The 23979-nt window shown below is 41.0% G+C and carries 25 protein-coding genes; 16 read left to right on the plus strand and 9 right to left on the minus strand.

The genetic code is table 11. The annotated features are described in order from the left end of the window. Positions 1 to 105 precede the first annotated feature (105 nt). From NYF15_RS16970 to trpA, 6 genes are read left to right on the plus strand one after another with little or no spacing between them, the layout of a single operon-like run. A complete protein-coding gene (locus NYF15_RS16970; protein WP_371354197.1) occupies positions 106 to 1674 on the plus strand; it encodes an anthranilate synthase component 1 in 1569 nt (522 codons plus the stop codon). Further along, positions 1674 to 2279: an aminodeoxychorismate/anthranilate synthase component II gene (locus tag NYF15_RS16975; protein ID WP_237118723.1), complete on the plus strand. Its 606-nt coding sequence runs from the start codon at positions 1674 to 1676 to the stop codon at positions 2277 to 2279. The genes NYF15_RS16970 and NYF15_RS16975 overlap by 1 nt, the downstream gene beginning before the upstream one ends. Before the next feature lie 9 nt (positions 2280 to 2288). After that, positions 2289 to 3308 (plus strand): anthranilate phosphoribosyltransferase, encoded by a 1020-nt coding sequence (gene trpD / locus NYF15_RS16980; protein ID WP_371354198.1) that lies wholly within the window; start codon positions 2289 to 2291, stop codon positions 3306 to 3308. Beyond that, positions 3301 to 4665, plus strand: a complete 1365-nt coding sequence (gene trpCF / locus NYF15_RS16985; RefSeq protein WP_371354199.1) for a bifunctional indole-3-glycerol-phosphate synthase TrpC/phosphoribosylanthranilate isomerase TrpF — start codon at positions 3301 to 3303, stop codon at positions 4663 to 4665. Before trpD ends, trpCF begins: the two co-directional genes overlap by 8 nt. Positions 4666 to 4672: 7 nt before the next feature. Continuing rightward, entirely contained in the window at positions 4673 to 5857 is a 1185-nt protein-coding gene (gene trpB / locus NYF15_RS16990) for a tryptophan synthase subunit beta (RefSeq protein WP_294411650.1), read from the plus strand. After that, positions 5854 to 6666: a tryptophan synthase subunit alpha gene (gene trpA, locus NYF15_RS16995; protein WP_055021153.1), complete on the plus strand. Its 813-nt coding sequence runs from the start codon at positions 5854 to 5856 to the stop codon at positions 6664 to 6666. The genes trpB and trpA overlap by 4 nt, the downstream gene beginning before the upstream one ends. A gap of 60 nt (positions 6667 to 6726) precedes the next feature. Here trpA and NYF15_RS17000 read toward each other — a convergent pair whose 3' ends face one another. Continuing rightward, positions 6727 to 7299 (minus strand): type 1 glutamine amidotransferase domain-containing protein, encoded by a 573-nt coding sequence (locus NYF15_RS17000; RefSeq protein WP_371354200.1) that lies wholly within the window; start codon positions 7297 to 7299, stop codon positions 6727 to 6729. Between the two features lie 138 nt (positions 7300 to 7437). After that, positions 7438 to 7737, minus strand: a complete 300-nt coding sequence (locus NYF15_RS17005; protein WP_346729895.1) for an HU family DNA-binding protein — start codon at positions 7735 to 7737, stop codon at positions 7438 to 7440. 162 nt (positions 7738 to 7899) lie between these two features. On the opposite strand from NYF15_RS17005, the gene NYF15_RS17010 reads away from it, so the two are divergent. Continuing rightward, on the plus strand, positions 7900 to 8487 hold the full coding sequence (locus NYF15_RS17010; RefSeq protein ID WP_371354201.1) for an inner membrane-spanning protein YciB: 588 nt from the start codon (positions 7900 to 7902) through the stop codon (positions 8485 to 8487). A gap of 58 nt (positions 8488 to 8545) precedes the next feature. Next, positions 8546 to 9184: a type II CAAX prenyl endopeptidase Rce1 family protein gene (locus NYF15_RS17015; protein WP_130149667.1), complete on the plus strand. Its 639-nt coding sequence runs from the start codon at positions 8546 to 8548 to the stop codon at positions 9182 to 9184. A gap of 51 nt (positions 9185 to 9235) precedes the next feature. Here the strand turns inward: NYF15_RS17015 and NYF15_RS17020 are convergent, their stop codons facing one another. Continuing rightward, a complete protein-coding gene (locus NYF15_RS17020; RefSeq protein WP_371354202.1) occupies positions 9236 to 10660 on the minus strand; it encodes a sodium-dependent transporter in 1425 nt (474 codons plus the stop codon). A gap of 176 nt (positions 10661 to 10836) precedes the next feature. On the opposite strand from NYF15_RS17020, the gene NYF15_RS17025 reads away from it, so the two are divergent. From NYF15_RS17025 to NYF15_RS17045, 5 genes are all read left to right on the plus strand, one after another. Beyond that, positions 10837 to 11136 (plus strand): YciI family protein, encoded by a 300-nt coding sequence (locus NYF15_RS17025; RefSeq protein WP_371354203.1) that lies wholly within the window; start codon positions 10837 to 10839, stop codon positions 11134 to 11136. Between the two features lie 160 nt (positions 11137 to 11296). Next, entirely contained in the window at positions 11297 to 11548 is a 252-nt protein-coding gene (locus NYF15_RS17030; RefSeq protein WP_062568852.1) for a PepSY domain-containing protein, read from the plus strand. Positions 11549 to 11550: 2 nt separating this feature from the next. Then, the gene (locus tag NYF15_RS17035) at positions 11551 to 12225 is read left to right on the plus strand and encodes a response regulator transcription factor (RefSeq protein WP_062568851.1); all 675 of its coding nucleotides are present in this window, start codon (positions 11551 to 11553) and stop codon (positions 12223 to 12225) included. Then, complete coding sequence (locus tag NYF15_RS17040) at positions 12219 to 13556, plus strand: ATP-binding protein (RefSeq protein WP_371354204.1); 1338 nt, start codon at positions 12219 to 12221, stop codon at positions 13554 to 13556. The genes NYF15_RS17035 and NYF15_RS17040 overlap by 7 nt, the downstream gene beginning before the upstream one ends. Beyond that, a complete protein-coding gene (locus tag NYF15_RS17045) occupies positions 13543 to 13962 on the plus strand; it encodes a hypothetical protein (RefSeq protein ID WP_237118732.1) in 420 nt (139 codons plus the stop codon). Before NYF15_RS17040 ends, NYF15_RS17045 begins: the two co-directional genes overlap by 14 nt. Positions 13963 to 13981: 19 nt before the next feature. Here NYF15_RS17045 and NYF15_RS17050 read toward each other — a convergent pair whose 3' ends face one another. After that, positions 13982 to 15019 (minus strand): AI-2E family transporter, encoded by a 1038-nt coding sequence (locus tag NYF15_RS17050; RefSeq protein WP_371354205.1) that lies wholly within the window; start codon positions 15017 to 15019, stop codon positions 13982 to 13984. Positions 15020 to 15179: 160 nt separating this feature from the next. Between NYF15_RS17050 and NYF15_RS17055 the strand changes: the two genes are divergently transcribed. The 3 genes from NYF15_RS17055 to NYF15_RS17065 all read left to right on the plus strand — a co-directional run bounded on the left by NYF15_RS17055 (position 15180) and on the right by NYF15_RS17065 (position 17340). Continuing rightward, positions 15180 to 15770, plus strand: a complete 591-nt coding sequence (locus NYF15_RS17055; protein ID WP_237118733.1) for a hypothetical protein — start codon at positions 15180 to 15182, stop codon at positions 15768 to 15770. A gap of 63 nt (positions 15771 to 15833) precedes the next feature. After that, positions 15834 to 16739 carry a M14 family metallocarboxypeptidase gene (locus NYF15_RS17060; protein ID WP_371354206.1) on the plus strand — a complete coding sequence of 302 codons (906 nt, stop codon included), beginning with the start codon at positions 15834 to 15836 and terminating at the stop codon, positions 16737 to 16739. A gap of 184 nt (positions 16740 to 16923) precedes the next feature. Next, a complete protein-coding gene (locus NYF15_RS17065; protein ID WP_130149661.1) occupies positions 16924 to 17340 on the plus strand; it encodes a hypothetical protein in 417 nt (138 codons plus the stop codon). A gap of 25 nt (positions 17341 to 17365) precedes the next feature. Here NYF15_RS17065 and ccoG read toward each other — a convergent pair whose 3' ends face one another. The 5 genes from ccoG to NYF15_RS17090 all read right to left on the minus strand — a co-directional run bounded on the left by ccoG (position 17366) and on the right by NYF15_RS17090 (position 23979). After that, positions 17366 to 18748, minus strand: coding sequence for a cytochrome c oxidase accessory protein CcoG (gene ccoG / locus NYF15_RS17070; protein WP_371354207.1), 1383 nt, complete (start codon positions 18746 to 18748; stop codon positions 17366 to 17368). A gap of 139 nt (positions 18749 to 18887) precedes the next feature. Then, positions 18888 to 20306, minus strand: coding sequence for a sigma-54 interaction domain-containing protein (locus NYF15_RS17075; RefSeq protein ID WP_371354208.1), 1419 nt, complete (start codon positions 20304 to 20306; stop codon positions 18888 to 18890). Between the two features lie 114 nt (positions 20307 to 20420). Beyond that, a complete protein-coding gene (locus NYF15_RS17080) occupies positions 20421 to 20978 on the minus strand; it encodes a DUF1439 domain-containing protein (RefSeq protein WP_237118737.1) in 558 nt (185 codons plus the stop codon). Between the two features lie 48 nt (positions 20979 to 21026). Next, on the minus strand, positions 21027 to 23708 hold the full coding sequence (locus NYF15_RS17085; protein WP_371354209.1) for a DUF349 domain-containing protein: 2682 nt from the start codon (positions 23706 to 23708) through the stop codon (positions 21027 to 21029). Next, the gene (locus NYF15_RS17090; protein WP_130149656.1) at positions 23698 to 23979 is read right to left on the minus strand and encodes a YeaC family protein; all 282 of its coding nucleotides are present in this window, start codon (positions 23977 to 23979) and stop codon (positions 23698 to 23700) included. Before NYF15_RS17090 ends, NYF15_RS17085 begins: the two co-directional genes overlap by 11 nt.

The following is a 23979-nucleotide window of genomic DNA, read 5'->3' on the forward strand; positions in this document are numbered from 1 at the left end:
TAAGGGTCTATCTAATTTATAGGCATCTTTATACGAACCCCGCCAAGCATCGCTTCGCGGGGTTTTGTTTTTTAAAGAGTTTTTGGGAATGAGGGAGAATGAGGTTTGATTTTTAGTCATATAACAACGACACCGGGTGAAGTAACCAGTATCACTCAAGTGCGCGACTACATCAGTAGCCCACTTGCGTTATACAGTTTACTCGATAAGCCTAATTCACTGCTGTTAGAGTCTGCTGAAATTGATTCTAAAGACAGTGTAAAAAGTCTAATTTTGGTTGACTCAGCGCTACGTATTGTTTGCCAAGGCAAACAGGTAACACTCACCGCACAGTCAAATAACGGCAAGCAATTACTGCCTTATTTACAAACTCATGTGCAAAACTGCTCTTCTGAGCTTGTAGAAGACACATTAACGTTAACCTACAACGAGGTCGCAAGCGATATTGATGAAGCCAGTAAATTAGTAGCAGATAACGCATTTAGTGCGCTACGTAGCTGCATCAACAGTATTAAAAGCACCACTGACAACCCATTTTCTGTGTTCTTAGGCGGTGTGTTTGCCTACGACATGGTTGCTAATTTCGAAACCCTTTCTGATGTACCTGACGGCGAAAACAGCTGCCCTGATTATGTTTTCTACCTCGCCGAAACGTTAGTTGTCATCGACCATCAAGCAAAAACAACCGAGCTAATTGGCAATGTATTTAACGGCCCTGAAGTTCATGCTAATTGTTTTGAGGTTGGTCAACAGTTAGAGCGTTTAAATGCCGTATGTGACAATGCACAAAGCTATCAAGGGCAAAAGCAAGCAGGCTCAAACCCAATTTCTGTTGATGTTAGCGACGAGCAATACTGCGAACATGTCATCAAGTTAAAAAAGAACATCGTTGATGGCGATATTTTCCAAGTTGTACCATCTCGTACTTTTTCTCTCGCCTGCCCTGACTCACTTCATGCTTACAGCCAATTAAAACAACAAAACCCAAGCCCATATATGTTTTATATGCGCGATGCAGAGTTTGTGTTATTCGGCGCATCGCCCGAGTCAGCCCTCAAATATTGCGCTGAGAGTAAGCAAGTTGAGGTATACCCGATTGCCGGCACTCGCCCTCGTGGCAAGTTTGCTAACGGGCAAATTAATCCAGACCTAGACAGCCGCATTGAGCTTGAACTTCGCAACGACCAAAAAGAGCGTGCCGAGCACCTGATGTTAGTTGATTTAGCGCGAAATGATGTTGCCCGTATTAGCGTACCAGGCACACGTCACGCGAAAGAATTATTAAAAGTAGACCGCTACTCACAAGTGATGCATTTAGTTTCACGCGTTGTGGGTACTTTAAAACCTGAACTCGATGCGCTACATGCTTACCAAGCTTGTATGAACATGGGCACCTTAGTGGGTGCACCTAAAGTACGCGCTGCTGAGTTAGTTCGTCAAACCGAACAAAAACGCCGCGGCAGCTATGGTGGTGCTGTGGGTTATTTAACAGGTGATGGTGCCATGGATAGCTGTATTGTTATTCGCTCTGCCTTTGTTAAAAACGGCACAGCCTATGTGCAAGCAGGTGCAGGTGTGGTGTTTGATTCAGACCCACAATCAGAAGCCAATGAAACCCGCGCTAAAGCACAAGCTGTGATCACTGCGATTCAATCGACTTACGAGGCACAATAATGACGACAACATCAGCCTATAAAATCTACTTTTTAGATAACTTTGATTCATTTAGTTATAACTTAGTCGATGAACTTTCTATGTTAGGGTGCCAGTTAGTGGTATACCGTAATAACATCAGTGCACAAAGCATCTTCGACAAAATGTGCCAAGAGACAGTACCTGTATTATTAGTGCTTTCACCTGGTCCTGGCGCCCCCTCTGATGCGGGTTGTTTAATGGAGCTCATTGAACTGTGTAAAGGCCGCTTCCCGATGCTGGGTATCTGTTTAGGGCAGCAAGCACTAACACAAAGCTACGGTGGGGTTATTGGTCATGCAGGCGAAACTGTGCACGGCAAGTCATCAATTATTACGTTGACTGAGCACCCAGTATTCGCGGGTATGGGCGATAAAATGCCGGTTGCTCGTTATCATTCATTAATGGCAACTAAAGTCCCTGATGACGTTGAAGTAATTGCTTGTTATGAAAATATTCCAATGGCAATTTACCACCAACAAGATAGTGCCCTTGGCTATCAGTTTCACCCTGAGTCAATTTTAACGCCAAATGGCGCATTGCTATTACAGCAAAGCATTGAATTTTTAACCACACGCGTGCAGTAGAGGAATAACATGGAAGCAACAACTCAAACCCAGTTAAACCAATTGTTAGCAAAGCAAGATTTATCATTTTCGCAAGCAACTGCATTGTTTGACGCCATCATGAATGGCCAGCTTAATGATATTGAATTAACTGCTGCACTTATCGCCCTAAAACTAAAAGGCGAAACAAGTGATGAAATCGCCGGTGCGGCGGCATCAATGCGCGCCAACGCAGTGCCATTTCAAACCAGCAAAACCTTACTTGCTGATAGCTGTGGTACCGGTGGCGATGGCTCAAACACAATTAATATTAGTACCACAGCTGCTATTGTTGCCGCCGCTGCGGGCATCAATATGGTCAAACATGGTAATCGCAGTGTGTCGAGTAATTCGGGCTCAGCGGATTTACTTAAAGCCTTGGGTATCAATATCGATATGAGCCCTGAGCAAGCAGCGCATTGTTTAGACAATACTGGGTTTACATTTTTATTTGCACCGCATTATCACAGTGGTGTACGCCATGCGATGGGCGTGCGTACGGCTCTTAAAAGCCGCACAATTTTTAATATCTTAGGGCCACTGGCCAATCCTGCTGCCCCTGAGGTGCAATTGCTTGGTGTTTATGACCCTTCACTGTGCTTACCAATGGCCGAAACCTTAAAAACCCTTGGCACAAAACGCGCTATGGTGGTTCACGGTGCAGGCACTGACGAAATTGCCTTACACGGGACAACCAAAGTGGTTGAGCTTAATAACGGTGAACTGAGCGAGTACACGCTAACAGCGAGCGATTTTGGTCTTGCAAACTATTCACTTGAACAACTAGCAGGCCAAGGCCCAGAATATAACGCAAAAGCAAGCTTAGCGATTTTACAAGGTCAAGGTGAAATGGCGCATAACGCTGCCATTATAGCCAACGTTGCCGCCCTTCTTTATTTAACCGATAAAGCAGGTGATTTAAAAGCAGCCGCAGATCAAGTAAGCGAATTATTAGCATCAGGCAAAGCGATGGACACATTGAACGCAATTATTGAGGTAAGTCATGGCTAACGTGTTAGACAAAATTGTTGCTGACAAACGCATTGAATTAGAACAAAGAAAAGCACAGCGCCCGCTTGAATCGTTCATTAGCGATGTTGTGCCAACCAAGCGAAACTTTGAAGCGGCATTAGCAGCAACCGGTACACAGTTTATTTTAGAATGTAAAAAAGCCTCGCCGTCAAAAGGGCTTATTCGCGAACCATTCAATTTAGACGAAATTACATCGGTTTATAAAAAGTACGCAACCTGTATGAGCGTATTAACTGACGAAAAATATTTTCAAGGTAGCTATCAGTACCTCGAACACGTGCGCAGCCAAGTTGAACAGCCGCTTATTTGTAAAGATTTCTTTATTGATGAGTACCAAGTTTATTTAGCACGCTTATCGGGTGGTGATGCGATTCTATTAATGCTCTCAGTCCTTGATGACGAGCAATATTTAGCGCTTCATAAAGTGGCTGATTCTTTAAATATGTCGGTACTCACTGAAGTTAGTAATGAACAAGAGGTAAGTCGTGCACTTGCACTTAATGCCAGCCTAATTGGTATTAATAACCGCGACCTTCGTGATTTAAGTACTGATCTTGCAACAACTGAGCGTTTACGTCAGCTTATCCCAAATGACAAAGTGGTGATTTCAGAATCGGGCATTTATACCCATAAAGATGTTAAACGCCTTGCGCCATTGTGTGATGGCTTTTTAATTGGCAGCTCACTGATGGCTGAGCGCGACTTAGAAGCCGCGTGTCGTAAAGTGATTTTAGGTGAGAACAAAGTGTGCGGTTTAACCCGTTCACAAGATGCGATGGCAGCCTACGCCAGTGGTGCTGTGTATGGTGGCTTAATTTTTTATCCTAAGTCGCCGCGCTATGTCGATATCGACTGTGCCAAGCAAGTAACGCAAAGTGCCCCACTTGCGTATGTGGGTGTGTTTGTCAATGCACCTCTTGAACAAGTGGTCGATTATGCACAAAGCTTAAAATTAGCTGCCGTGCAATTACATGGCGATGAGAATAGCGAGTATATTCAAAGCCTCAGAAAGCAACTACCGCTTGGCTGTGAAATTTGGAAAGCCCAAGCTGTTAAAGGCGAATTACCTAAACCACTTGAAGGGGTTGATCGCCATTTATACGACACTTACAGCAAAAGCCAAAAAGGCGGCACAGGCGAAGCATTTGATTGGTCAGTGCTAGAGACGGCAACCGTGCCGTTTATGTTAGCCGGGGGTTTAAACCCAGAAAATATTCACGCAGCGCTTTATCGCGGTGCCAATGGCCTTGACCTAAATTCTGGCATTGAAGCGTCAGCGGGTAAAAAGTGCCAAACAAAATTACAAAATGCGTTTTCGCATATCAGAAATTATTGAGGTTAGAATGCAAAATCCAGCTTATTTCGGTGAATTCGGTGGTATGTTTGTACCACAGCTGCTTGTGCCAGCACTCAAGCAACTAGAAGCAGAGTTTAATAAATCACAAAAAGATCCAGCTTTTCAGGCTGAGTTTGAAAAACTGTTAAATGAATACGCAGGTCGCCCTACGCCATTAACTCTGACACGTAACTTAGTTAAAAATCCTAAGGTAAAACTTTATTTAAAGCGTGAAGATTTACTCCACGGCGGTGCGCACAAAACCAACCAAGTACTTGGTCAAGCACTTCTGACCAAACGCATGGGTAAAAAAGAAGTGATTGCAGAAACAGGTGCCGGCCAACACGGTGTTGCAACGGCCCTAGCCTGTGCCCTACTTGGCTTAAAATGCCGTATTTACATGGGCGCAAAAGACGTTGAACGTCAGCAACCAAATGTATTTCGTATGAAACTAATGGGCGCAGAGGTTATTCCTGTCACAGCAGGCTCTGGTACCTTAAAAGATGCCGTAAACGAAGCACTGCGTGACTGGTCAGCAAATTACAAAGATGCTCACTATTTACTAGGCACTGCAGCAGGCCCTCACCCATTCCCAACCATGGTACGTGAGTTCCAAAAAATGATTGGTGAAGAAGCAAAACAACAAGTGCTTAAAGCTGAGGGTCGCCTACCAGATGCTGTGCTTGCTTGCGTGGGCGGTGGCTCTAACGCCATTGGTATGTTCACAGACTTTATTGATGAGCCAAGCGTAAAACTAATTGGTGTAGAGCCTGCTGGTAAAGGCTTAGATACCCACCAGCATGGTGCAACCTTATGTAAAGGCACAAAAGGCATTTTACACGGTACCTATACCTACATTATGCAAGATGATGATGGTCAAATTGAAGAGTCTTACTCTGTGTCAGCAGGTCTTGACTACCCTGCTGTTGGGCCACAGCATGCGCACTTGCATGAAACTGGCCGTGCTGAGTACGTAGGTATTACTGATACTGAAGCGCTTGAAGCATTCCAACTACTGGCTAAGAACGAAGGGATTATTCCAGCGCTTGAATCAAGCCATGCCCTCGCATATGCCCTTAAATATGCTGAGCAACAAACCGAAGACACTATTTTAGTGGTTAATCTAAGCGGCCGAGGCGATAAAGATTTGGCTCACGTACACAGTGTTTTATCAGAAGGAGGCGCACTATGAGCCAGACTAACCGTTACGGACAACTGTTCGCCACATTAAATGAAACAAACCAAGGTGCCTTTGTACCCTTTGTTACTATTGGCGACCCTAATAAAGCACTGAGTGTAGAAATCATCAAAAGCTTAATTGATGGCGGCGCTGATGCCCTTGAGCTAGGTATTCCATTTTCAGATCCGATTGCAGATGGCCCAGTGATCCAAGCTGCCAACATTCGTGCACTTGATGAAAACATCAATACCCAAGATTGCTTTGATATCATTAAACAAGTGCGTCAGTACAATGCCGATATTCCAATTGGCTTATTATTGTATTCAAACCTGGTGTTTAAGCGTGGCATCGAAAAATTTTATCAAGATGCTAAAGAAGCCGGTGTTGATTCAATTTTAGTGGCTGACGTGCCACTACATGAGTCAAAGCTATTTCGCCAAACAGCAATGAAAAATGGCATCGACCCAATTTTTATTGCAACGCCTAATGCTGATGATGACACCTTACGGGAGTGTGCGTCATATGGTCGTGGTTACACATACCTTCTTTCACGCGCAGGTGTGACAGGCACAGAAACCAAGGCACAAATGCCAGCAGATTCATTAGTTAAAAAACTAAAAGATTATCATGCTGCACCGGCTCTACTTGGCTTTGGTGTATCAACACCTGAAGATGTTAAATCAGCACTTGAGTCAGGAGCCGCTGGTGCCATTTCAGGCTCTGCGGTTGTTAAAATCATCGAGGCAAACCTTGATGACCAAGCAGCAATGCTCACTGGTTTAAAAGAGTTTGTAGCCAGTATGAAAGCTGCTACTAAGTAAGTTGTTTTATTACATAAAAAAGGGCCTTGAAGGCCCTTTTTTATGTCTAACTAATTATGATCAATGATGGCGGTGCACGCCTTCTTTAATCTCTTCGATAAACTTACGATTAAAAGCCTCTAAATCAGCAGGGCTTCGGCTTGTGACTATGCCCTCATCAACACACACCTCTTGATCAACCCAATTAGCACCAGCATTGATCAAATCAGTTTTAATACTTGGGTATGATGTCACCTTACGGTCGCGTAGTTTGTTAATTTCGGCTAATAACCATGGGCCATGGCAAATCGCGGCGATAGGTTTGTTTTTACCTGCACTAAAAAAACCATCAACAAAGGCTTTTGCTTCGCTATCTTGACGTAAAGTATCTGGGTTGAATAAACCACCAGGAAGCAGTAACGCGTCATACTCTGCAGAGTCTGCTTCGCTGACTACGCGGTCAACAGTGACTCGCTCACCCCATTGGTTTTCATCCCATGCGGTGATATCGCCACGCTCAAGTGACACAACTTCAACAAGTGCACCAGCTTCTAATAATGCGCTTCGTGGTGACAATAGCTCGCTTTGCTCAAAGCCGTTGGTTGCAAGAATGGCAATCTTTTTACCATTAAGTTGGCTATTTAAATCTGACATGTTATCTCCTTATTTGGGCAAACCTAAATCATTAGAAGCAGACAACATGCCAAGACTTAATACATTGAAAATATTAAATTAATTTTTAAGTCACCAATTTTTACTCTGTAAATACTACAGCCGCTGTGCAAATCCTGCTTATAAAACGTCTTTGAGTGCTTTAGCAGGTTTGAAAACTGGCTTATTAGCGCCTTCAATCTCAATTTCTTCACCGGTTTGCGGGTTGCGCCCTTTACGGGCTGGATAATAACTTAAGGCAAATGTACCAAAGCCATTTATTTGCACTTGGTCGCCCTCAGATAATGATTTTTCGATAGCATTTAACATGCTCGTTAAGGCTGCTTGTGTGTCTTTTTTTGTTAATTCACTGTGGGCAGCCATTTGCGATACTAACGCGGCTTTATTCATAATATGCTCCAAAATACGCCGCTTAATCATCTGAGGTTAAGCGGAAAAAGATAAGGTAAAACATCCTAAACATTGGTTTAGGCCAGATTGGCTCGGGAGGCTAAGCTTTCAGGGCAACTAAGTCAACCTTGTATCTTGAGCTATAACTTGATACAACCCAGTATCTTTTTAAATTAGAGCATTTATAAATCTATGCGCGCAATTATTGAATACACTCCGCTGATTTTGTTTTTTGCGGTTTTCAAATTAGTTGATATTTATTGGGCAACAGCCTTGCTGATGCTAACTACCTTAATTCAGGTTGCTTATTGTTATTTTAAAGATGGCAAAGTACCAGCCCGCCACTGGGTGTTTTTTGCAATCGCAGTCGTGCTAGGAACACTTACCTTAGTCTTCCACGATGAACAGTTTGTGAAATGGAAGGCCACCATTGTCTATGCCATCTTAAGTGCTACCTTGTTAGTCAGCCGCTATGTGCTTGGCAAAAACCTAGTTAAAAAAGCACTTAGCTCTATTTTAGAAAATGCCTCTGAGAGTAAACAAGAAATCAAGGTACCGGAAACACTGTGGAACAAACTTAATCTCTTTTGGGTTGCAGTAACCGGTGGTATATCAGCGCTGAACATCTACATTGCCTATAATTTCTCACTCGATTTTTGGGTTAACTTTAAAGTATTTGGTTTAATGGGCATTACCTTTGTATGCGTGCTAGCCACTATCATTACTTTATTTAAATACTTACCTGAGGATGACGAAGAGAAAGATTCAAAGCAATCTTAATGTCATAAATCTGTCGTCTTAGCTTGTTAGCGTATACAAAAAACACGCTGAGACGACATTGAACGCTAACCAATACCGCTGGTTTGAATTTACCCTCATATTTGTTTCTTTGCCGCTATTAGGCTTCTTGCTACGCGCCCACCTCGCTAACTGGCTTATACCTGCCCTTATTATTTTAATGGCCGTGTGCAGCATGTTGCTTTTGTCTGACCCTCATTTCAAACGCTTTAGGCTAACCAGCTTAGGTGAATTTAGTGCAGTCAAACGTCGCTTGTTTAGCTTCTTCTTTTTAGGGGCGCTATTCTCAGGCATGTTTTACGGCATCATGAATCAAGAAAACTGGTTTTCGATGCCCAGAAATTCTTTTTATGATTGGCTGATGTTGTTATTGCTCTATCCCATTTTATCGGTGATGCCGCAAGAGCTTATTTTTAGAACCTATTTTTTCCATCGTTATAAACACATTATGCCAAGTAAAACCGTGCGTATTATTGTCAGCGCATCGGTGTTTGCGTTGGCGCACATTGTCTATGCGAATGTACTCGCCGTACTGCTGGCATTTTTAGGTGGGCTGCTTTTTTCTTACACCTATGCGCAAAGCCGCTCGACCTTTGTGTGTGTTATTGAACACAGTTTATGGGGACTTTGGATGTTTACTTTGGGGCTAGGTGATGTTTTAGATGCAGGGGCTATTTAGCGAATATAAAAAAGCCGCGCAAAAGTGCGCGGCTAAATATTGAGTTGGCTTTTAAAATCCGAAAATACTAAATGCAAAAAACTTCGTTGCGACCGTATTTACAAAAATAAGTAATAAAATGGCAGGGATAAACGTTGATAGCGAAAAGTTCACATACTTCTCTGTAAAGCTGCCGATATAGCCGTCACAGCCTTGGCTTAGCTCTGCTGATAAGTTTGCTTTTTTCCAGCGGTACATAACGAATAAACACACCATTAAACCATTAAGCGGTAAAATTGTGTCGTAAAACACATCATAAACAATATCAAACAAGCTCTTATCTGCGCCGCCATAATTAACAAACTGAGTAAGTGAGTCAACCATACCAAACGACATGGTACACAACACAGTTAATACGCCTGTTGATAAAGTTAGGATAGCCAATGCTTTTTTACGGCTGATACCCTTACGATCACTTAATGTTGCTGTTGGTACTTCTACAATCGATACAAGTGACGTAATTGCCGCAAAAAAGACTAATAAGAAGAATACAAACGCAACAATTGATGCACCCACGTAGCCAATATCAGCTTGTAATGCTAATAAAATTTTTGGTAGATATACAAAAATCATCGACACCGATGAGTCAGATAAAGTACTTGGATCAGTATCTGGGTTAAAACTAAAAATAGCTGGAAGCACCATAAGACCGGCAATAAACGCAACTAGCGAATCAGTTACCGCAACCATTTTAGCACTGCCAACGATATCATCTTTCTTAGAAATATATGATGCATAGGTCATTAAAATACCCATACCTAACGACAGTGAAAAGAACGCTTGAGCTAGCGCACCATTAAGTACACTCGCACTCATTTTACTGAAATCAGGTACGATGTAATACTTTACACCCGCCATCGCGTTATCAAGTGTTAATACATAAACCACCAGCGCGGTAAGTAACACAAATAAAGCCGGCATCATAAACTTAGCTGCTTTTTCAATACCTTCTTTTACACCACCAACCAAGATCAAGTTAACGATGATTGCAACTACAGCCATATAACCAAACACGGTATAGCTATTGATAAAGGTACCAAAGTTATCAGGCTGAGCTAAAGCATCTAAATTACCAAATGCGGTTTGCGATAAATAACCAAAAATCCACACAGTGATCACCATATAAAAAACAGCAATCATAAATGGCGTTAGTACCGCTAAAAAGCCCGCAAAGTTCCATTTTGGATCATTGCTCGCTAATAATTTGTAAGAACCAAGAGGATCTTTTTGCGCTTTACGACCCATTGCCATTTCGGCCATCATTACAGGCAAACAGATAAAAATGACAAACAATGCATAGACTAAAAGGAAAGCACCACCACCATTTTTTGTAGCGGAAACAGGAAAACCCACTAAGTTTCCGATACCTACAGCAGAACCGGCTGCCGCTAAAATAAAACCGAGGCGGGAGCTAAAATGCTCGCGTTTTTCGCTCATTTAAAAACCTTATTATTATTTTCTCAATCAAGCGACTCTACCAGTGTTATACCGCGTATTTCAAGCTTTATAAGTTAAAGTTATATGGGTTTGTGTAAAGATTATTACGCAAATAATCTCTCGTCTACTCAGCAGAATATGCTACTATTTTTTCAAAATAACATTGAGAACACATTATGCTGTATATGATTTATTCAACAGACGTTGAGAATAGTTTGGACGCACGTAAATCTGCTCGCCCTGCTCACTTAGCTCGCCTTCAGGAATTAGACGATCAAAATCGTTTATTTACAGCAGGCCCGCTACCAGCCGTTGATAGTGAAGACCCTGCTGAAGCCGGTTTTACAGGCTCATTAGTGGTTGCTGAATTTGATTCATTAGAAGCAGCAAGGGAATGGGCAGCAAACGACCCTTATATTGCTGCTGGCGTTTACGATAACTCAGTTGTAAAGCCATTTAAAAAAGTCTTTGGTTAATTTTTAATTAGAGTGAACTTTCCTGCTGCAATAATTCAGTGTTTGTTCACTGCTTGTTAACTAAGATCATCTCGTTAAATCACATAATTTAACGTTTTTACTTGAGTTTTAGTTACTTGGTTAATTAAACTAAATGGGTCTGGTTTAGGAGTTTCCCGTCATGCGCGTATTATTAGCCTTCAGTTTTAGCCTACTATTTGCACTTTCAAGCTTTCAAGCGGCTGCAAGTAACAAGCAAGCTGATGAGGTCAGTAAAAAGCAAGCAGTGTTGATTGCAAAAAAAGCGGAAGACGGTAGAACCCTCAAAATCACAGAGCAAGAAAAAGTATATACCGTTAGAATATTAAAAACGAACGGACACGTGGTCGATATCCATGTGAACAAAAAGACTGGCGAAGTGAAAAAGGATTAAAAATGCGAATTTTAGTAATTGAAGATGATTTACACTTGGCAGACAATTTACGTAATGCCCTTGAGAAAGAGCGCTACAGTGTAGATCTTTGTCACGATGGCGAAGCTGGTTTATTTCATATTACAGAATACCCTCTTGATATGGCAGTAGTCGATTTAGGCTTACCAAAAGTAGATGGTATAGAACTGATCACAAAAGCACGTGCACAAGGTATTACTATTCCTATCTTAATTTTAACGGCACGTGACCGTTGGCAAGATAAAGTAGAAGGTTTAGATGCAGGCGCTGATGATTACCTTACTAAACCGTTTCATGTTGAAGAGTTAATTGCGCGCTGTAACGCACTTATTCGCCGTAGTGCGGGTAAAGCAAACCCTGAAATGACAGCAGGTCCAATCAAAATTCATACTCGCTCTCAGCAAGTATGGGTAGATGACAGAGAGCTTAGCCTGACAGCATATGAATACAAAGTACTTGAGTACTTAATGGTTAACCCACAAAAAGTGATCTCTAAGTCAGAGCTAACTGAGCATATTTACGACCAAGACTTTGATCTTGACTCAAACGTAATTGAAGTATTCGTGCTTCGTTTACGTAAAAAGCTAGACCCTGACGGTACACTAAACCCTGTAGAAACGTTACGTGGCCGTGGTTACAGGCTTAAAAGTCAGTGGTAGCATCGCAAATACCGCTTAAAGTAAGGCAAGGATTTATCCTTGTCTTTGTTTTATTAGTTGCTTTACCAATTTTGTTTTTCTCAATTGGTAAGGCTTACTACGCCTCCTTGGTCGAAGCGACCGAAAAAACGCTCGAAGCCCACTTATACTCTCTTATCTCTGAAGTTGACTTTACTGAACGTGGCATTGTGATGCCAAGCACCATTCTCACCCCCGAACTAAACAGACTAAACTCAGACACCTACGCTATGATTTATCGTGACGATCTACCTGTTTGGTACTCTGAGTCAGCAACGAATATAAATTTTATTCCTGACGAATTCGAAGCCCCTGCTGGTTCAGCCGATTTCCGTCGTGTTGAATATAATAATGTGGTTTATTGGCAGCTTACCCTTACCGTTATCCTAGAAAATATAGATCAATCCGAGCATGCACGGTTTATTTTGTTAAAACGTAATGATGCTCTACTCAGGTTGATGGATGGCTTTAAACAAACCTTAGTAAATTGGATGTATGTTATGGGTGTTGCAATCGCCGCATTGATGGCGATTGGTTTTGTTTGGAGCGCAAGACCCCTACAACGTTTAGACAAAGAAATAAAATCCATTGAGTCTGGCGATAATCAACAAATTAAGGGTCTTTACCCTGTTGAGCTACAAACAATTAAGGCAGATTTAAACTTATTACTTGAATCACAGCAGCGCCAAAAAGAGCGTTATCGGGCGTCATTAAGCGATTTAGCGCACGCATTGAAAACCCCATTAGCTGTACTTAAGTCAAGCCCTTTAGCCAATGATGCAGATGCACAAGAGCAGTTAGACCGTATTAATGTGATGATCGAGCATCAATTAAAGCGAGCCGCCACTGGTGCGTCTGATACATGGAAAAAACAAACGCTTGTTAAACCTGTTATTGATTCAATTTTAAGTGCCATGACGAAGGTTTATCGTGACAAAGATATTATCTTTACTTGTGAAGTAACAGAGAAAGATTACTTCTTAGGTGATAAAACCGACTTAATGGAATTGTTAGGTAATCTAATAGACAATGCTTGTAAAGCTTGCCGCTCGCAAGTTGACATTAACGTTAAGCAAGGCAAATCATTAACAATTAATATCTGTGATGATGGACCTGGCGTGCCCGTTGACAAGCGTGAATCATTATTAACAAGAGGCACCCGATTGGACACTTATGAAAGTGGTCATGGTGTTGGTATGGCTATCGTGTCGGACTTAGTAAACTCTTATAATGGCCACTTAACAATTGGTGACTCCGAAAAACTTGGTGGCGCTGAGTTTATTTTAGAGTTTAACTATCGTGATAAAAAATAATATGAAACACCCGATATTTACAGTTTTTTTAGGATTTATATCATTTCAAGCATTCTCTATCGATGCTCAACAGCAATGCACATTAAACGGCAATACACCTGCTGAAACAAAGCAATATATTCGCTGCTTAGATAAAGTCATTGCAGATTTGGAACGCGAACAAAAAATGTGGGTGAATAAACTGACTCTAGATCTGGAAAAGATAAAAGAAGATACGGGGAACAGCCAACTATTACCTATATTTTTACGCAGTGTAAAAAACCAAGCCAGCTATCAAGAGGACAGTTGTCGTTGGCGATATTTGCAAAAAATGCCAAATGCAACCAAGGCAGCTATTACCTACAAGCAATGTGAAATTGCTATACTCAATCAGCACCTGAGTGTGTTAAAGCAACCATTAAAGTAAAAAGGCGCATCAGCGCCTTTTAATCATCTAATTTAAGCTCTTCGCCGTTTCCCAGCAAAGTTGCGAGCCAACGCCCTTCTTGGCTTGTTTCAAGGGCTATTTTAACTATCATAGTTAATGGTACGGATAACAGCATTCCGACTGTTCCCATCAACCAACCCCAAAAGATTAAAGATAAGAATACAACTAACGTTGATAAACCCAAACCTTTACCCATAAATTTAGGCTCAACTATGTTACCCATCACCGTATTTATTACTAGGTAACCACCCGCAATAACCCCAGCAACAAGCGGGCCTTGTGTAATTAAAGCTAATAATACCGCCGGTACGGCCGCAATAATCGACCCAATATTAGGGATATAATTGAGCATGAATGCCACAACCCCCCACAGCACAAAGTAATCAACACCAAGTGCCCATAGCATAGAACCTGCAAGCAGGCCGGTGCCCAAACTTACTAACGTTTTTATCGCAAGATAAGAGTTAATAGAGTCTAAAAAGCGGTCAATTTGCTTCATTTTCATTTCGGGGTCATCTAATGCCATATGTACTTTTTTGCTTAGCATTGGCCCTTCAAACAGCATAAATACTACCGTTAAAATAATAAGAAACATATTTGCCATTACGCCGCCAAGGCCTGTAAGCATATTTGTAGCCACATCAATCATTTTTCCTGGGTCAAATAAAGAAATAATCTGTTCTTTATCAATCAAGATGTTATAACTAGCAGCAACATTAACAACCCACACAAACTCTTCTTGTAGTTGCGCTTTGTACTCTGGTAGTTTTTCAGAGAAATCGGTCATAGATTGCCCTACCAGACCGGCAAGGCTTACCCCTACACCAACTATCATCATCATGACAAAAACCACTGCAATTGCTTTGGGAATTCCATATTTAGCAAAAAAGCGGATCAGGGGATTACATATAATGGCAATAAAAGCTGCCAAAACAAAAGGGATCACAATTACACTTGCAGCTTTAATACCTGCTAAAACAATAACTAAAGCGGCAAAGATAACTAAACTTTTATTTACACCAGTCAAACTCGACAAAATAAAATCCTTGTGAATTATTTTCTCCAGTGTAAGTCAAATAAACACTAAAAGAAATCTCTGTGCAACTGGCACAGTTAATGCCTGTTTTGTACACATTATTTGAACAAACTATGACCTTAAGTTACTATTACCCAGTCGTACTTAAAAGGAGCTAGGGATGACACATTTATCAGAGCAAGAGTTGTCTTTTTTTAATAGCTTATTTGAGGCTGAACAAAGTGTTGATGACCCTATCAACACTAAAATGTCATTAAATCTCAACCTACCAGACAAGCTAAGTGGATTACTCAAGAATGCAAAATTAACGCTATTGGCAGAAGTGGGTATCTATCAGTTGTGGTTTCCATTAGAGTTCACCACAGATGAAAGCGGTCAATTAACGCCGGTTCTTAGTGCGCCTGAAGTAATCGACACCAAAGGAATTGAAAGAAGTTGGCGAACACCCGATCTTGACCTACAAACAGAAAAATACGTTATTTTATCACTCTCGAGTACTGGAATACTCCTACAACCAAAACATGCCGAAGCCGTTTTAGAGCAAGAAATTACGCTTGCTTTTAAGTTACCCAACCAAGAGCATGTGATGATCAGAGCCAAACCTGTCAGAGCGACAAGTAAAGGTATTGCTGCAAAAATAATTAAGGTCTGTGAAGGCGAAGATGCAATGCGCCAATACTTATTCGACATTCACAAACATCATCACGCAAAGTTATATGAACAAGGAAACATAACGACTGAACTTATCTAGTTGCATGACATGCTACGCTTCGATAAGCTCGCTTTTTTGCAGCAAATCCAAATAAGGTATTTTATGAGTTATCCTATCGGAACCCCTGGTAAACCTTGGAATGATGAAGACAAAAAAGCATGGCTTGCGCTTCAATCAGTAAAGCGTAGCTACTCAGATGACGTCGTATCACAGCTTGATTCGTTATCAGAAAAGTTCGATGTTGAACGCTATGGTACGCTTGACTATGACAATAACAGCTACCCGCTTTTCATTTTAAAAAGCAAAAATTGGCAAAATAATAAACCATGCGTGTTAGTAACAGGTGGTGTACACGGTTATGAAACGAGTGGTGTGCACGGCGCATTAGCCTTTGCCAAAAAATCAGCTACCGATTACCTTTCACACTTTAATATTTTGATTGCACCCTGTATTAGCCCTTGGGGTTACGAAACCATAAACCGTTGGAATCCAACTGCAACTGATCCAAACCGCTCCTTTTATCAAAATAGTCCTGCGCAAGAATCGGCAGCAATCATGCAGTACCTAGCTGATAATTCAATTGCACCGTACGCACATATTGATCTCCATGAAACAACCGACACTGATAATAGCGAGTTTCGTCCAGCGCTTGCAGCGCGCGATGCCAAAACACACGATAATTGGAATATACCAGATGGATTTTATCTTGTAGCTGACAGCGAACGTCCTGAACATGAATTCCAAACCGCAATTATAAAATCAGTTGAAAAAGTTACCCACATCGCCCCAAGTGATGAAAATAACCAGTTGATTGGTGTGCCGCAAACTCAGTTTGGAGTAATTAATTACGAAGCGAAAAAGCTCGGTTTATGTATGGGCTTAACAGATGCAGAATTTGTAACAACAACAGAGGTCTACCCTGATAGCCCACAAGCAAGTGACGAAATTTGTATTCACGCTCAAGTAGCGGCAATTACAGGCGCTCTTGACTATATTGTTAATAAATAGTTATCTAAACTTTAAATGCCAGATGAATAAGCTATCTGCACAACACCCATAAAAGCAATTAAAAACCAATAAAAAGCATAAATTTAGAATATTTATGCTTTTTTATAATTGTACAATAAATAGCTAGACACGCTCTGTGAATTGTATAAAATTCGCGCTCTTTTTAATTCGAAAGGGAAGCAAATTGGAATTTAAGAATCACTATGGCAGTGTCAGTATCATCACTGAGGGTCCAATTATTATTGGACAATTTTCTGGTAATATTAACGCACGATTAGTCAACGACTTCGCGACTGGTTTAAAAAAGCATATCAGTGCTTTGGCTGGGCGCCCGTGGGCTTATATTAGTCATTCTACTCACCTACTTGCAACGACTCCTGATGCAGAACGAGGTTTTGCTAATTTATTCCGTGCTTTACAAGGCACAAACTGTATTGCCACAGCATATATGTTCAGCTCTTCAATCGTGCTTAATCAAATGAAACGTATCATCGCAGAAGCTGAGTCTCCGATTCAAATTCTTGATTGTTTATTTGATGATTTGCAAAGCGCCAAAGCTTATGTTTTAAAACAACTTGAATTTGCTGAAATGGCTTGTTAACAAGCCATTTCAATACCAAGCGTTATTAGTTTTTATAAAACTTTGTTTCTTTCGTTATCGCTATATCTGCATCTTCAAGCGCTTGAATATGGAAACTTATTGGCGTTACTTTTGATTTTAATTCATAACCATCAGCAACCACGGTAACAGGCACCCTCTTCATTTGGCCTGCATCAATCGTTATTGTTTCTGGCACCTGTAGATTAGCTTCTTCGATACCAGTTATACCAATTGAATAGCTCAAACTATGCTGAGTTTTATTGATAATTGATAAAGTGTATGGGTTTTCAACCAGCCCTTCAAAGTTAACACGATACAAAGCATTACGGTCACGAATAACTGATGCTTCTATTGGCGTACGCATAGCTACCCAAACGACCATAGCAACCACAAATAAGACCGTTAAACCGCCATACCCAAGCAGTTTTAACCTAAATGGGTTTGTTGTTTTTCCTTCCATTTGCTTTTCTGAGGCATATTTTATTAGTCCCTTTGGATAATTAAATTTTTCCATGGTATCGTCACACGCATCGATACATAAGCCGCAGTTTATGCATTCATATTGCAAGCCATTTCGTATATCAATACCTGCAGGGCATACTTCAACACACAGGTTACAATCTACACAGTCACCTAAACCTAACTCTTTAGGATCGGCTTTACGCTTACGCGCACCACGAGATTCCCCTCGCTCTTGATCGTAGGTGACGACTAACGTGTCTTTATCAAACATTACTGATTGAAAACGTGAATATGGACACGCAACAGTACACATTTTTTCACGTAAAAACCCCGCATTACCATACGTGCAAAATGCGAACAAGAAAACCCAAAAGCTAACAAGCCCTGACATTTCAAGTGTGAATAAGCTCATGTATAAAGACTTAGCAGGTATAAAATAAGCCATAAATGACATTGATGTGAGTAAAGAGATGACAAGCCAAACTGCATGTTTGGTTATTTTCTTTTGCCACTTACTTGCTGACCAAGGAGATTTATCAAGTTTGATTCGTTGGTTACGGTTCCCTTCGACTTTATGTTCAACCCAAGTGAACATAAGCATCCAAATTGTTTGCGGGCAGGTATAACCACACCAAACTCGCCCTAACCAGTTCGTCACAAAAAACAATGCAAAAGCACCTGTCATAAATAACATGGCTAAAATCATAAAATCTTGAGGCAACAGTGTTAACCCAAACAAGCTAAATTTTTGTGTTGCTACGTCGAGTAAGACGGCTTGACGACCATCATACTGAATCCACGGAATGGCGATAAACGTCAACATCAGTACCCAGCCTAAGTAACGGCGGATACGTTGGAAGTGCCCCTTTTGCTCTCGGATATAAATCGGCCCATCTTGGTTGTAGGGCTTGATGATTAAGTCTTGCTCTTTAATATCAAATTTCATTTTGCTACTTACTTCTGTGTCGGTAATAACCTTACAGAGCAACTATCAGGCCAACTCAAAATAAAATTAAATAATTGATATTAATGACTATTTTTTCACTTAAAACAACCAAAACCGCGAAATAACGCGAACAGCCACGCTATTTCGCGAAATTACGTTTTATAGCCAGCTTTTTCATTTTTGATCTAAGAGTACTTTCGGGTAAACCAAGCAAGGTAGCAGCGCCATTTTCACCTGATATTTGGCCGTTACACCGTTTTAGTACCTCGCAAATATGCTGCTTTTGTACAGCAGCAAGCGAGACAACTTGCTCATTTGTTTGCTCGTTATTCAAAGGTGCAGAGAGTTGTAGCAAAGCTTGTTTTGATAAAATAGCTTCACGCTCAAGAATATTTTGTAGCTCGCGAATATTGCCTGGCCAATCATAATTAGACAACTTAGTGAGCGTTGCTTTGCTAAGCCCCTTTAGCTGTTTACCTAACCGCTTGTTAAGCTGAGTGATTATGTTTGCCGCGAGAAGTGGAATATCTTCTTTGCGCTCACGCAGCGCAGGAACACGAATGGGAAACACGTTTAAGCGATAATATAAGTCCATTCGAAAGCTGCCCTGCTCAACCATTTGCCATAAGTTTCGATTAGTTGCGGCTAATACTCGAATATCGACTTTTAAGGTTTGGCTACCTCCTACGCGCTCAAACTCTTGCTCTTGTAGCACGCGCAGTAACTTACTTTGCGCTTCTAATGGTAACTCTGCCACTTCATCTAAAAATAGAGTGCCTTTATCAGCCAGTTCAAAACGCCCTTTTCTGCGCTCATTAGCGCCGGTAAACGCTCCTTTTTCATGACCGAATAACTCTGATTCTATTAAATTTGCAGAAAATGCCGCGCAATTTACTTTAATGAATGGTTGCTCAGCGCGGCTACTTAAACGGTGTAAGTTTCTCGCCACCAGCTCTTTACCTGTGCCATTTTCACCTAAAATCAAAACGGTACTGTTCGTTTGACTCACTAGAGTTATTTGCTCAAGCATACTTTGAAACGAATGACTTTGCCCGACTAAACCCGACCCCTGCCAGTCTTCATTTAACTCAGAAATAAGATAGGCGTTCTCAGCTTGTAACTGCTCAGACAAGTGCTGAACTTGAGCCAGAGCATCGCGCAATGCAACTTCAGTTTGCTGTTGCTTTGAGACATCGCGAAAAATCGCGACTGCACCAATCAAGGCGCCATTTTTGTAAATGGGTGTTGAGGTATACTCAACCGCAAAATAACTACCATCTTTACGCCAGAATACCTCATCATTTACGTGACGATGTTTACCATCGAACATAGTGCAATATATTTGGCATTCATCTGCAGGATATGGTGAGCCATCTTTTCGAGTATGGTGATGATATTGGTGAATTTTTTTACCTAGAAGTTCTTCTGCTTTCCAGCCAGTCATACGCTCAGCTGCTGGGTTGACGAATACAGCATTACCCGATAAATCAAAGCCGTATATCCCTTCTCCTACAGCATTTAATAAAAGTGTTGGATCATTTAAAAATTCTTTAATCATAGCAAAATGTCTATTCGCGAAATATCACGACATATTATCGCAACGAATAATCATTAAAACAAGCGATGAAAAAAGCCAAAGAGCACTATAAAAGTGCTCTTACTAGTTAAAAAGTTACATGGCAGGAACTAAGCGGATTTCACCTTGTGCTACTTGCAGATCGAGTGGCAACTTACTAAGTAAAGCTATTTTCGGGTCGCTTGTATTAAGTTTGTAAACTGGATTGACCGCTAAAAACCCATTAATTACTTGCATAGCTTGATCATCAAGTAAACTTAAGTTCCCTTTAAAGCCAGCGGTATCTACCTGCGTATCTAACAATTTTACATTACGTAAGAACACGGCTTTTTTCTCACTGTCATAAAAAGGGCTACCTTCTATTTCAAGCTTTAGTCGTACAGGGTATTTAAGTGCAAAAGCGTTTACAACAGCGCTTGAATCAGCACCTAACACGATAACATCACGTTTTTCTGGACCGACATTAACACTCAAATCGTTAACTGCAAATTCTACAGGTAACCCCATTAATTTTATTTGTTCTTTAAATTTGGGTAGTTGATTTGATAAAGCCGCTTCAATTTCTGAATTCGTGAATGAATAAACCGAAATGCCTTGCTCTGTGCTTTTACATGCGCCTAACAGTAAGCAAGTTAATAATAGTAAAATTCTCATGGTCTTCCTCGAAAAAAGCCGCTAATTAAGCGGCTTCATAAATAGTCGTTATTGTGCAAATATTGCTTTAAGCCTTGCTAGTGTGTCAGGTGAAACTGAACCTTCACTGACCGCTAGAAGCTGTTTCAAGTAGTAATAAACATCGGCTTGCTCTCCACGGTGCTTATCATCAAGCATCGCAACTTGCTCAGTCATACGTAATTGACTATCGGCAGATTCTACACCAGCTAAAATTTCAATACGTGTTAGTAATTGCTGCGCGTTTAATACGGTTGTCAATGGCGTTTGGAACTGAGCAGGAATATCAGTATTACTCTCAAGCGCTGTAAATAAAGCATTGAGCTTAGAGAGCTCTGCTTGCTTACTAATTTGCGCTGTTTTTGCAGTAATCGCCGCTTCTAACTGAGTAACCCGAGTTGATAACGCTTTCGAATACTCAAGCTCTGCAAGCTTCGCAGCTAAGTCTTTGAGCTGAGCAAGATGAACCACTGTTTCTAGTGCAGATTCAAGCTCAGTTAACTGCTCTGCTATAACTTCGTCATTTTGCTGTTGTGCTTGTTTTTGCTGTTCAAACTCGGCACTTCGCTTGGCAAATGTCTCATCATTAACACGTCTAAATTGCTGCCATAAAGTGTTCTCTGCTTTCATCCCTGCAAAGCCTATTGTTTGCCAAGTTTGTTGCAATTCTTTCAGCTCTTGGCATGCCACCGCTAAATCATCAATTTGTGATAGCTGTGTAGCTTGTTCTACCAGCGCTGCTTTTTGCTCAGCGTTTGCTTTATGGAATGCAATAAGTTGAGCTTGCACTTGCGACTGCGCAGCTTTAAATTGTGCTTGCAACTCACGATACGTTTTAGGGTCAACATTACCAGCAGAACGCCATGCTTTAGAAATCCGATTAAATTTACTTTCAAACTGCTTCCAATCAAACTCATCAGACTGAGTATCCAATTCATTTAGCTGTTGCATTTGTGAGATAACATCAACACGCTGTGATTTAGCTTGCTCACGCTGTTGCTCTTGCTCAGCAAAGTACTCACGGCACGGCGCAAACAGTAACTCTACTTGCTGATCAAATTGCTCACCTTGGCGTTTCTCTTGTTCTGTATCAAGACGCCCTAATTCATTCCAACGTCGACGCAATTGTTTAACTTGCTCTGCACGTTGTTTAGGGTCAGTACATTCTGCTGTCGCTAATTCACTCACTTCTTTAAGTAGTGCTTCACGCTTTGGTGCAGATGCGTACTTTTGCCAATCTTTTGCTTCCGCTAATTGCGACTCAAGGTCAGATTTAAGTGAATCAAGTGGTTGCTTATAAGACTCTGTTAGCGTGTTATATAGTTCTTCAAATCCTTTAAAAACACCAAATGCAATATTAAAACGACCTTGCTCAATCAATCGTTTAACATCTCGTGCTTTTCGCTTAGCGGCTTGCTGATTTTTAGTCAATTTTGTCGTAAGTGGCGCCATTGCTTCTTGCCACATGTTAACACGCGCTGTTAAGGCTGCTTTTAAACTACCTTGTAATCGCGAAGGGATCTTAGATAATTTTTGACGAGCATTTTTTTGCTGTGTTTTAAACTCTCGCTGACGCTCATCAAACAGTGCTTCATCATCACTTGGTTCAATCGCAGATAACGTTTCAAACGCTTGTTTGTATTCAGCTATCGAGGTAACAAGTGTTGGTAATTGCTCTACCTGCTCAAACAAACTCTCTAAGCGCTTTTTAACATCACGAACAGTTTGATTATCAGTTAGTTTTGTTTCAGTAAGTGCTTCTTTTGCTTGTGCTACTTTCGCTTCTAACCAATCTTGTTGGATTTGCTCAGGCGCTTCCATCCCAAGCTGTAGAGCATTCTCAATCTCTTCTGATAACGCTTCAAGTGTTGCCAGTGCGAGTACTTGGCGCTGTTGCTCCAATAATAATTGTTGAGCAATTTCATATTCATTACGAAGCGAAGCAAGGTGAACATCTAACTTTTGAGTGATCGCTATGTATTTTTTATCAAGCGCTTTAACTTGTTCTTCATTCAACCACTTAAGTTCAATCGCCTGCCATTGCTGTAACAAATCAGCATGTTGTTGAGATACCAGTTGAAAATCAGTTTTATCACGTAATGCATTTAATTTGGCCAACACAACGCGTGTATCTGCCTCAACTTTAGCTGGCATTTCAATAGCTAAACGTTCGTTTTCAAGGTGAGTGGCTAGCTGCTGTTGAGCTTTCCCTTTGGCATGCTTTAATAATGATTTTGCTAACTGGTGATTGATAACCAACTCAACAAGCTGAGCTTGTAGTTCTTCACTGCCTTCTTTAAATGCTTTATCAATCAAGTTAGCATTGGCTAAACGCTTTAATAATTTAACGCGAACTTGCACTTCTTTTTCTGCAAATGCTAACTTCTCTAGTGTTTTAACAGGCGCATAACGCTCGATAAATTCATTTTTAATGTTTACATCTAATTGACTGTCAGTGTTTAAAACAGCTTGATTGATGTGCTGCTCGGCAAGCTCTTTCAGCGCTTGATCTTGCTTATACACCTGCCACCACAAAACGATATCATTCACTTTATTCAAGGCTTTTTTACGGATCTCTGCAGAACTGTCTTCCAGTGCAATACTATTTAAGATGCTGAGATCGCGCTCGGTATCAAGTCGTTCAACGGCGGCCAAACGAACTTGGTTTTTAGGGTGCTTCCATTTCGGAGTAAACAGGTGTTTAAAGATCATTTTCACTAAACCTAGCTATTTCATTTTCTGATGCGAATTCTTTTTGCAATTGAGCTTTGCTCTTTTGCACCATTTCACCATTTTCACCAATGGTAAATTGCTCATTGGTTTGCGAAACTTTAGCTTGGTAAAGCATCACGAGCTGAACGGTTTGTTGTTTTTGCTCTTCAGTTAATGGTGTGCCATCAGGCCATTTACCTGTTGAAGCGCCGTACTGAAGACGCTCAAATACGTCTGGGGTGATATTTTTAACTATGTGATCAATATTCAT

The organism is Pseudoalteromonas sp. 68 DY56-GL68 (assembly GCF_041414825.1).
In the GTDB taxonomy this organism is placed as follows: domain Bacteria; phylum Pseudomonadota; class Gammaproteobacteria; order Enterobacterales; family Alteromonadaceae; genus Pseudoalteromonas.

Bases quoted from the DNA above. Each gene is read 5' to 3' on its own strand.
- NYF15_RS16975 (WP_237118723.1), top strand. From the start codon at position 1,674: ATGACGACAACATCAGCCTATAAAATCTACTTTTTAGATAACTTTGAT.
- trpD (WP_371354198.1), top strand. From the start codon at position 2,289: ATGGAAGCAACAACTCAAACCCAGTTAAACCAATTGTTAGCAAAGCAA.
- trpCF (WP_371354199.1), top strand. From the start codon at position 3,301: ATGGCTAACGTGTTAGACAAAATTGTTGCTGACAAACGCATTGAATTA.
- trpB (WP_294411650.1), top strand. From the start codon at position 4,673: ATGCAAAATCCAGCTTATTTCGGTGAATTCGGTGGTATGTTTGTACCA.
- trpA (WP_055021153.1), top strand. From the start codon at position 5,854: ATGAGCCAGACTAACCGTTACGGACAACTGTTCGCCACATTAAATGAA.
- NYF15_RS17000 (WP_371354200.1), bottom strand. From the start codon at position 7,299: ATGTCAGATTTAAATAGCCAACTTAATGGTAAAAAGATTGCCATTCTT.
- NYF15_RS17005 (WP_346729895.1), bottom strand. From the start codon at position 7,737: ATGATTAAGCGGCGTATTTTGGAGCATATTATGAATAAAGCCGCGTTA.
- NYF15_RS17010 (WP_371354201.1), top strand. From the start codon at position 7,900: ATGCGCGCAATTATTGAATACACTCCGCTGATTTTGTTTTTTGCGGTT.
- NYF15_RS17020 (WP_371354202.1), bottom strand. From the start codon at position 10,660: ATGAGCGAAAAACGCGAGCATTTTAGCTCCCGCCTCGGTTTTATTTTA.
- NYF15_RS17025 (WP_371354203.1), top strand. From the start codon at position 10,837: ATGCTGTATATGATTTATTCAACAGACGTTGAGAATAGTTTGGACGCA.
- NYF15_RS17030 (WP_062568852.1), top strand. From the start codon at position 11,297: ATGCGCGTATTATTAGCCTTCAGTTTTAGCCTACTATTTGCACTTTCA.
- NYF15_RS17035 (WP_062568851.1), top strand. From the start codon at position 11,551: ATGCGAATTTTAGTAATTGAAGATGATTTACACTTGGCAGACAATTTA.
- NYF15_RS17055 (WP_237118733.1), top strand. From the start codon at position 15,180: ATGACACATTTATCAGAGCAAGAGTTGTCTTTTTTTAATAGCTTATTT.
- NYF15_RS17060 (WP_371354206.1), top strand. From the start codon at position 15,834: ATGAGTTATCCTATCGGAACCCCTGGTAAACCTTGGAATGATGAAGAC.
- ccoG (WP_371354207.1), bottom strand. From the start codon at position 18,748: ATGAAATTTGATATTAAAGAGCAAGACTTAATCATCAAGCCCTACAAC.
- NYF15_RS17075 (WP_371354208.1), bottom strand. From the start codon at position 20,306: ATGATTAAAGAATTTTTAAATGATCCAACACTTTTATTAAATGCTGTA.
- NYF15_RS17080 (WP_237118737.1), bottom strand. From the start codon at position 20,978: ATGAGAATTTTACTATTATTAACTTGCTTACTGTTAGGCGCATGTAAA.
- NYF15_RS17085 (WP_371354209.1), bottom strand. From the start codon at position 23,708: ATGATCTTTAAACACCTGTTTACTCCGAAATGGAAGCACCCTAAAAAC.
- NYF15_RS17090 (WP_130149656.1), bottom strand. From the start codon at position 23,979: ATGAATATTGATCACATAGTTAAAAATATCACCCCAGACGTATTTGAG.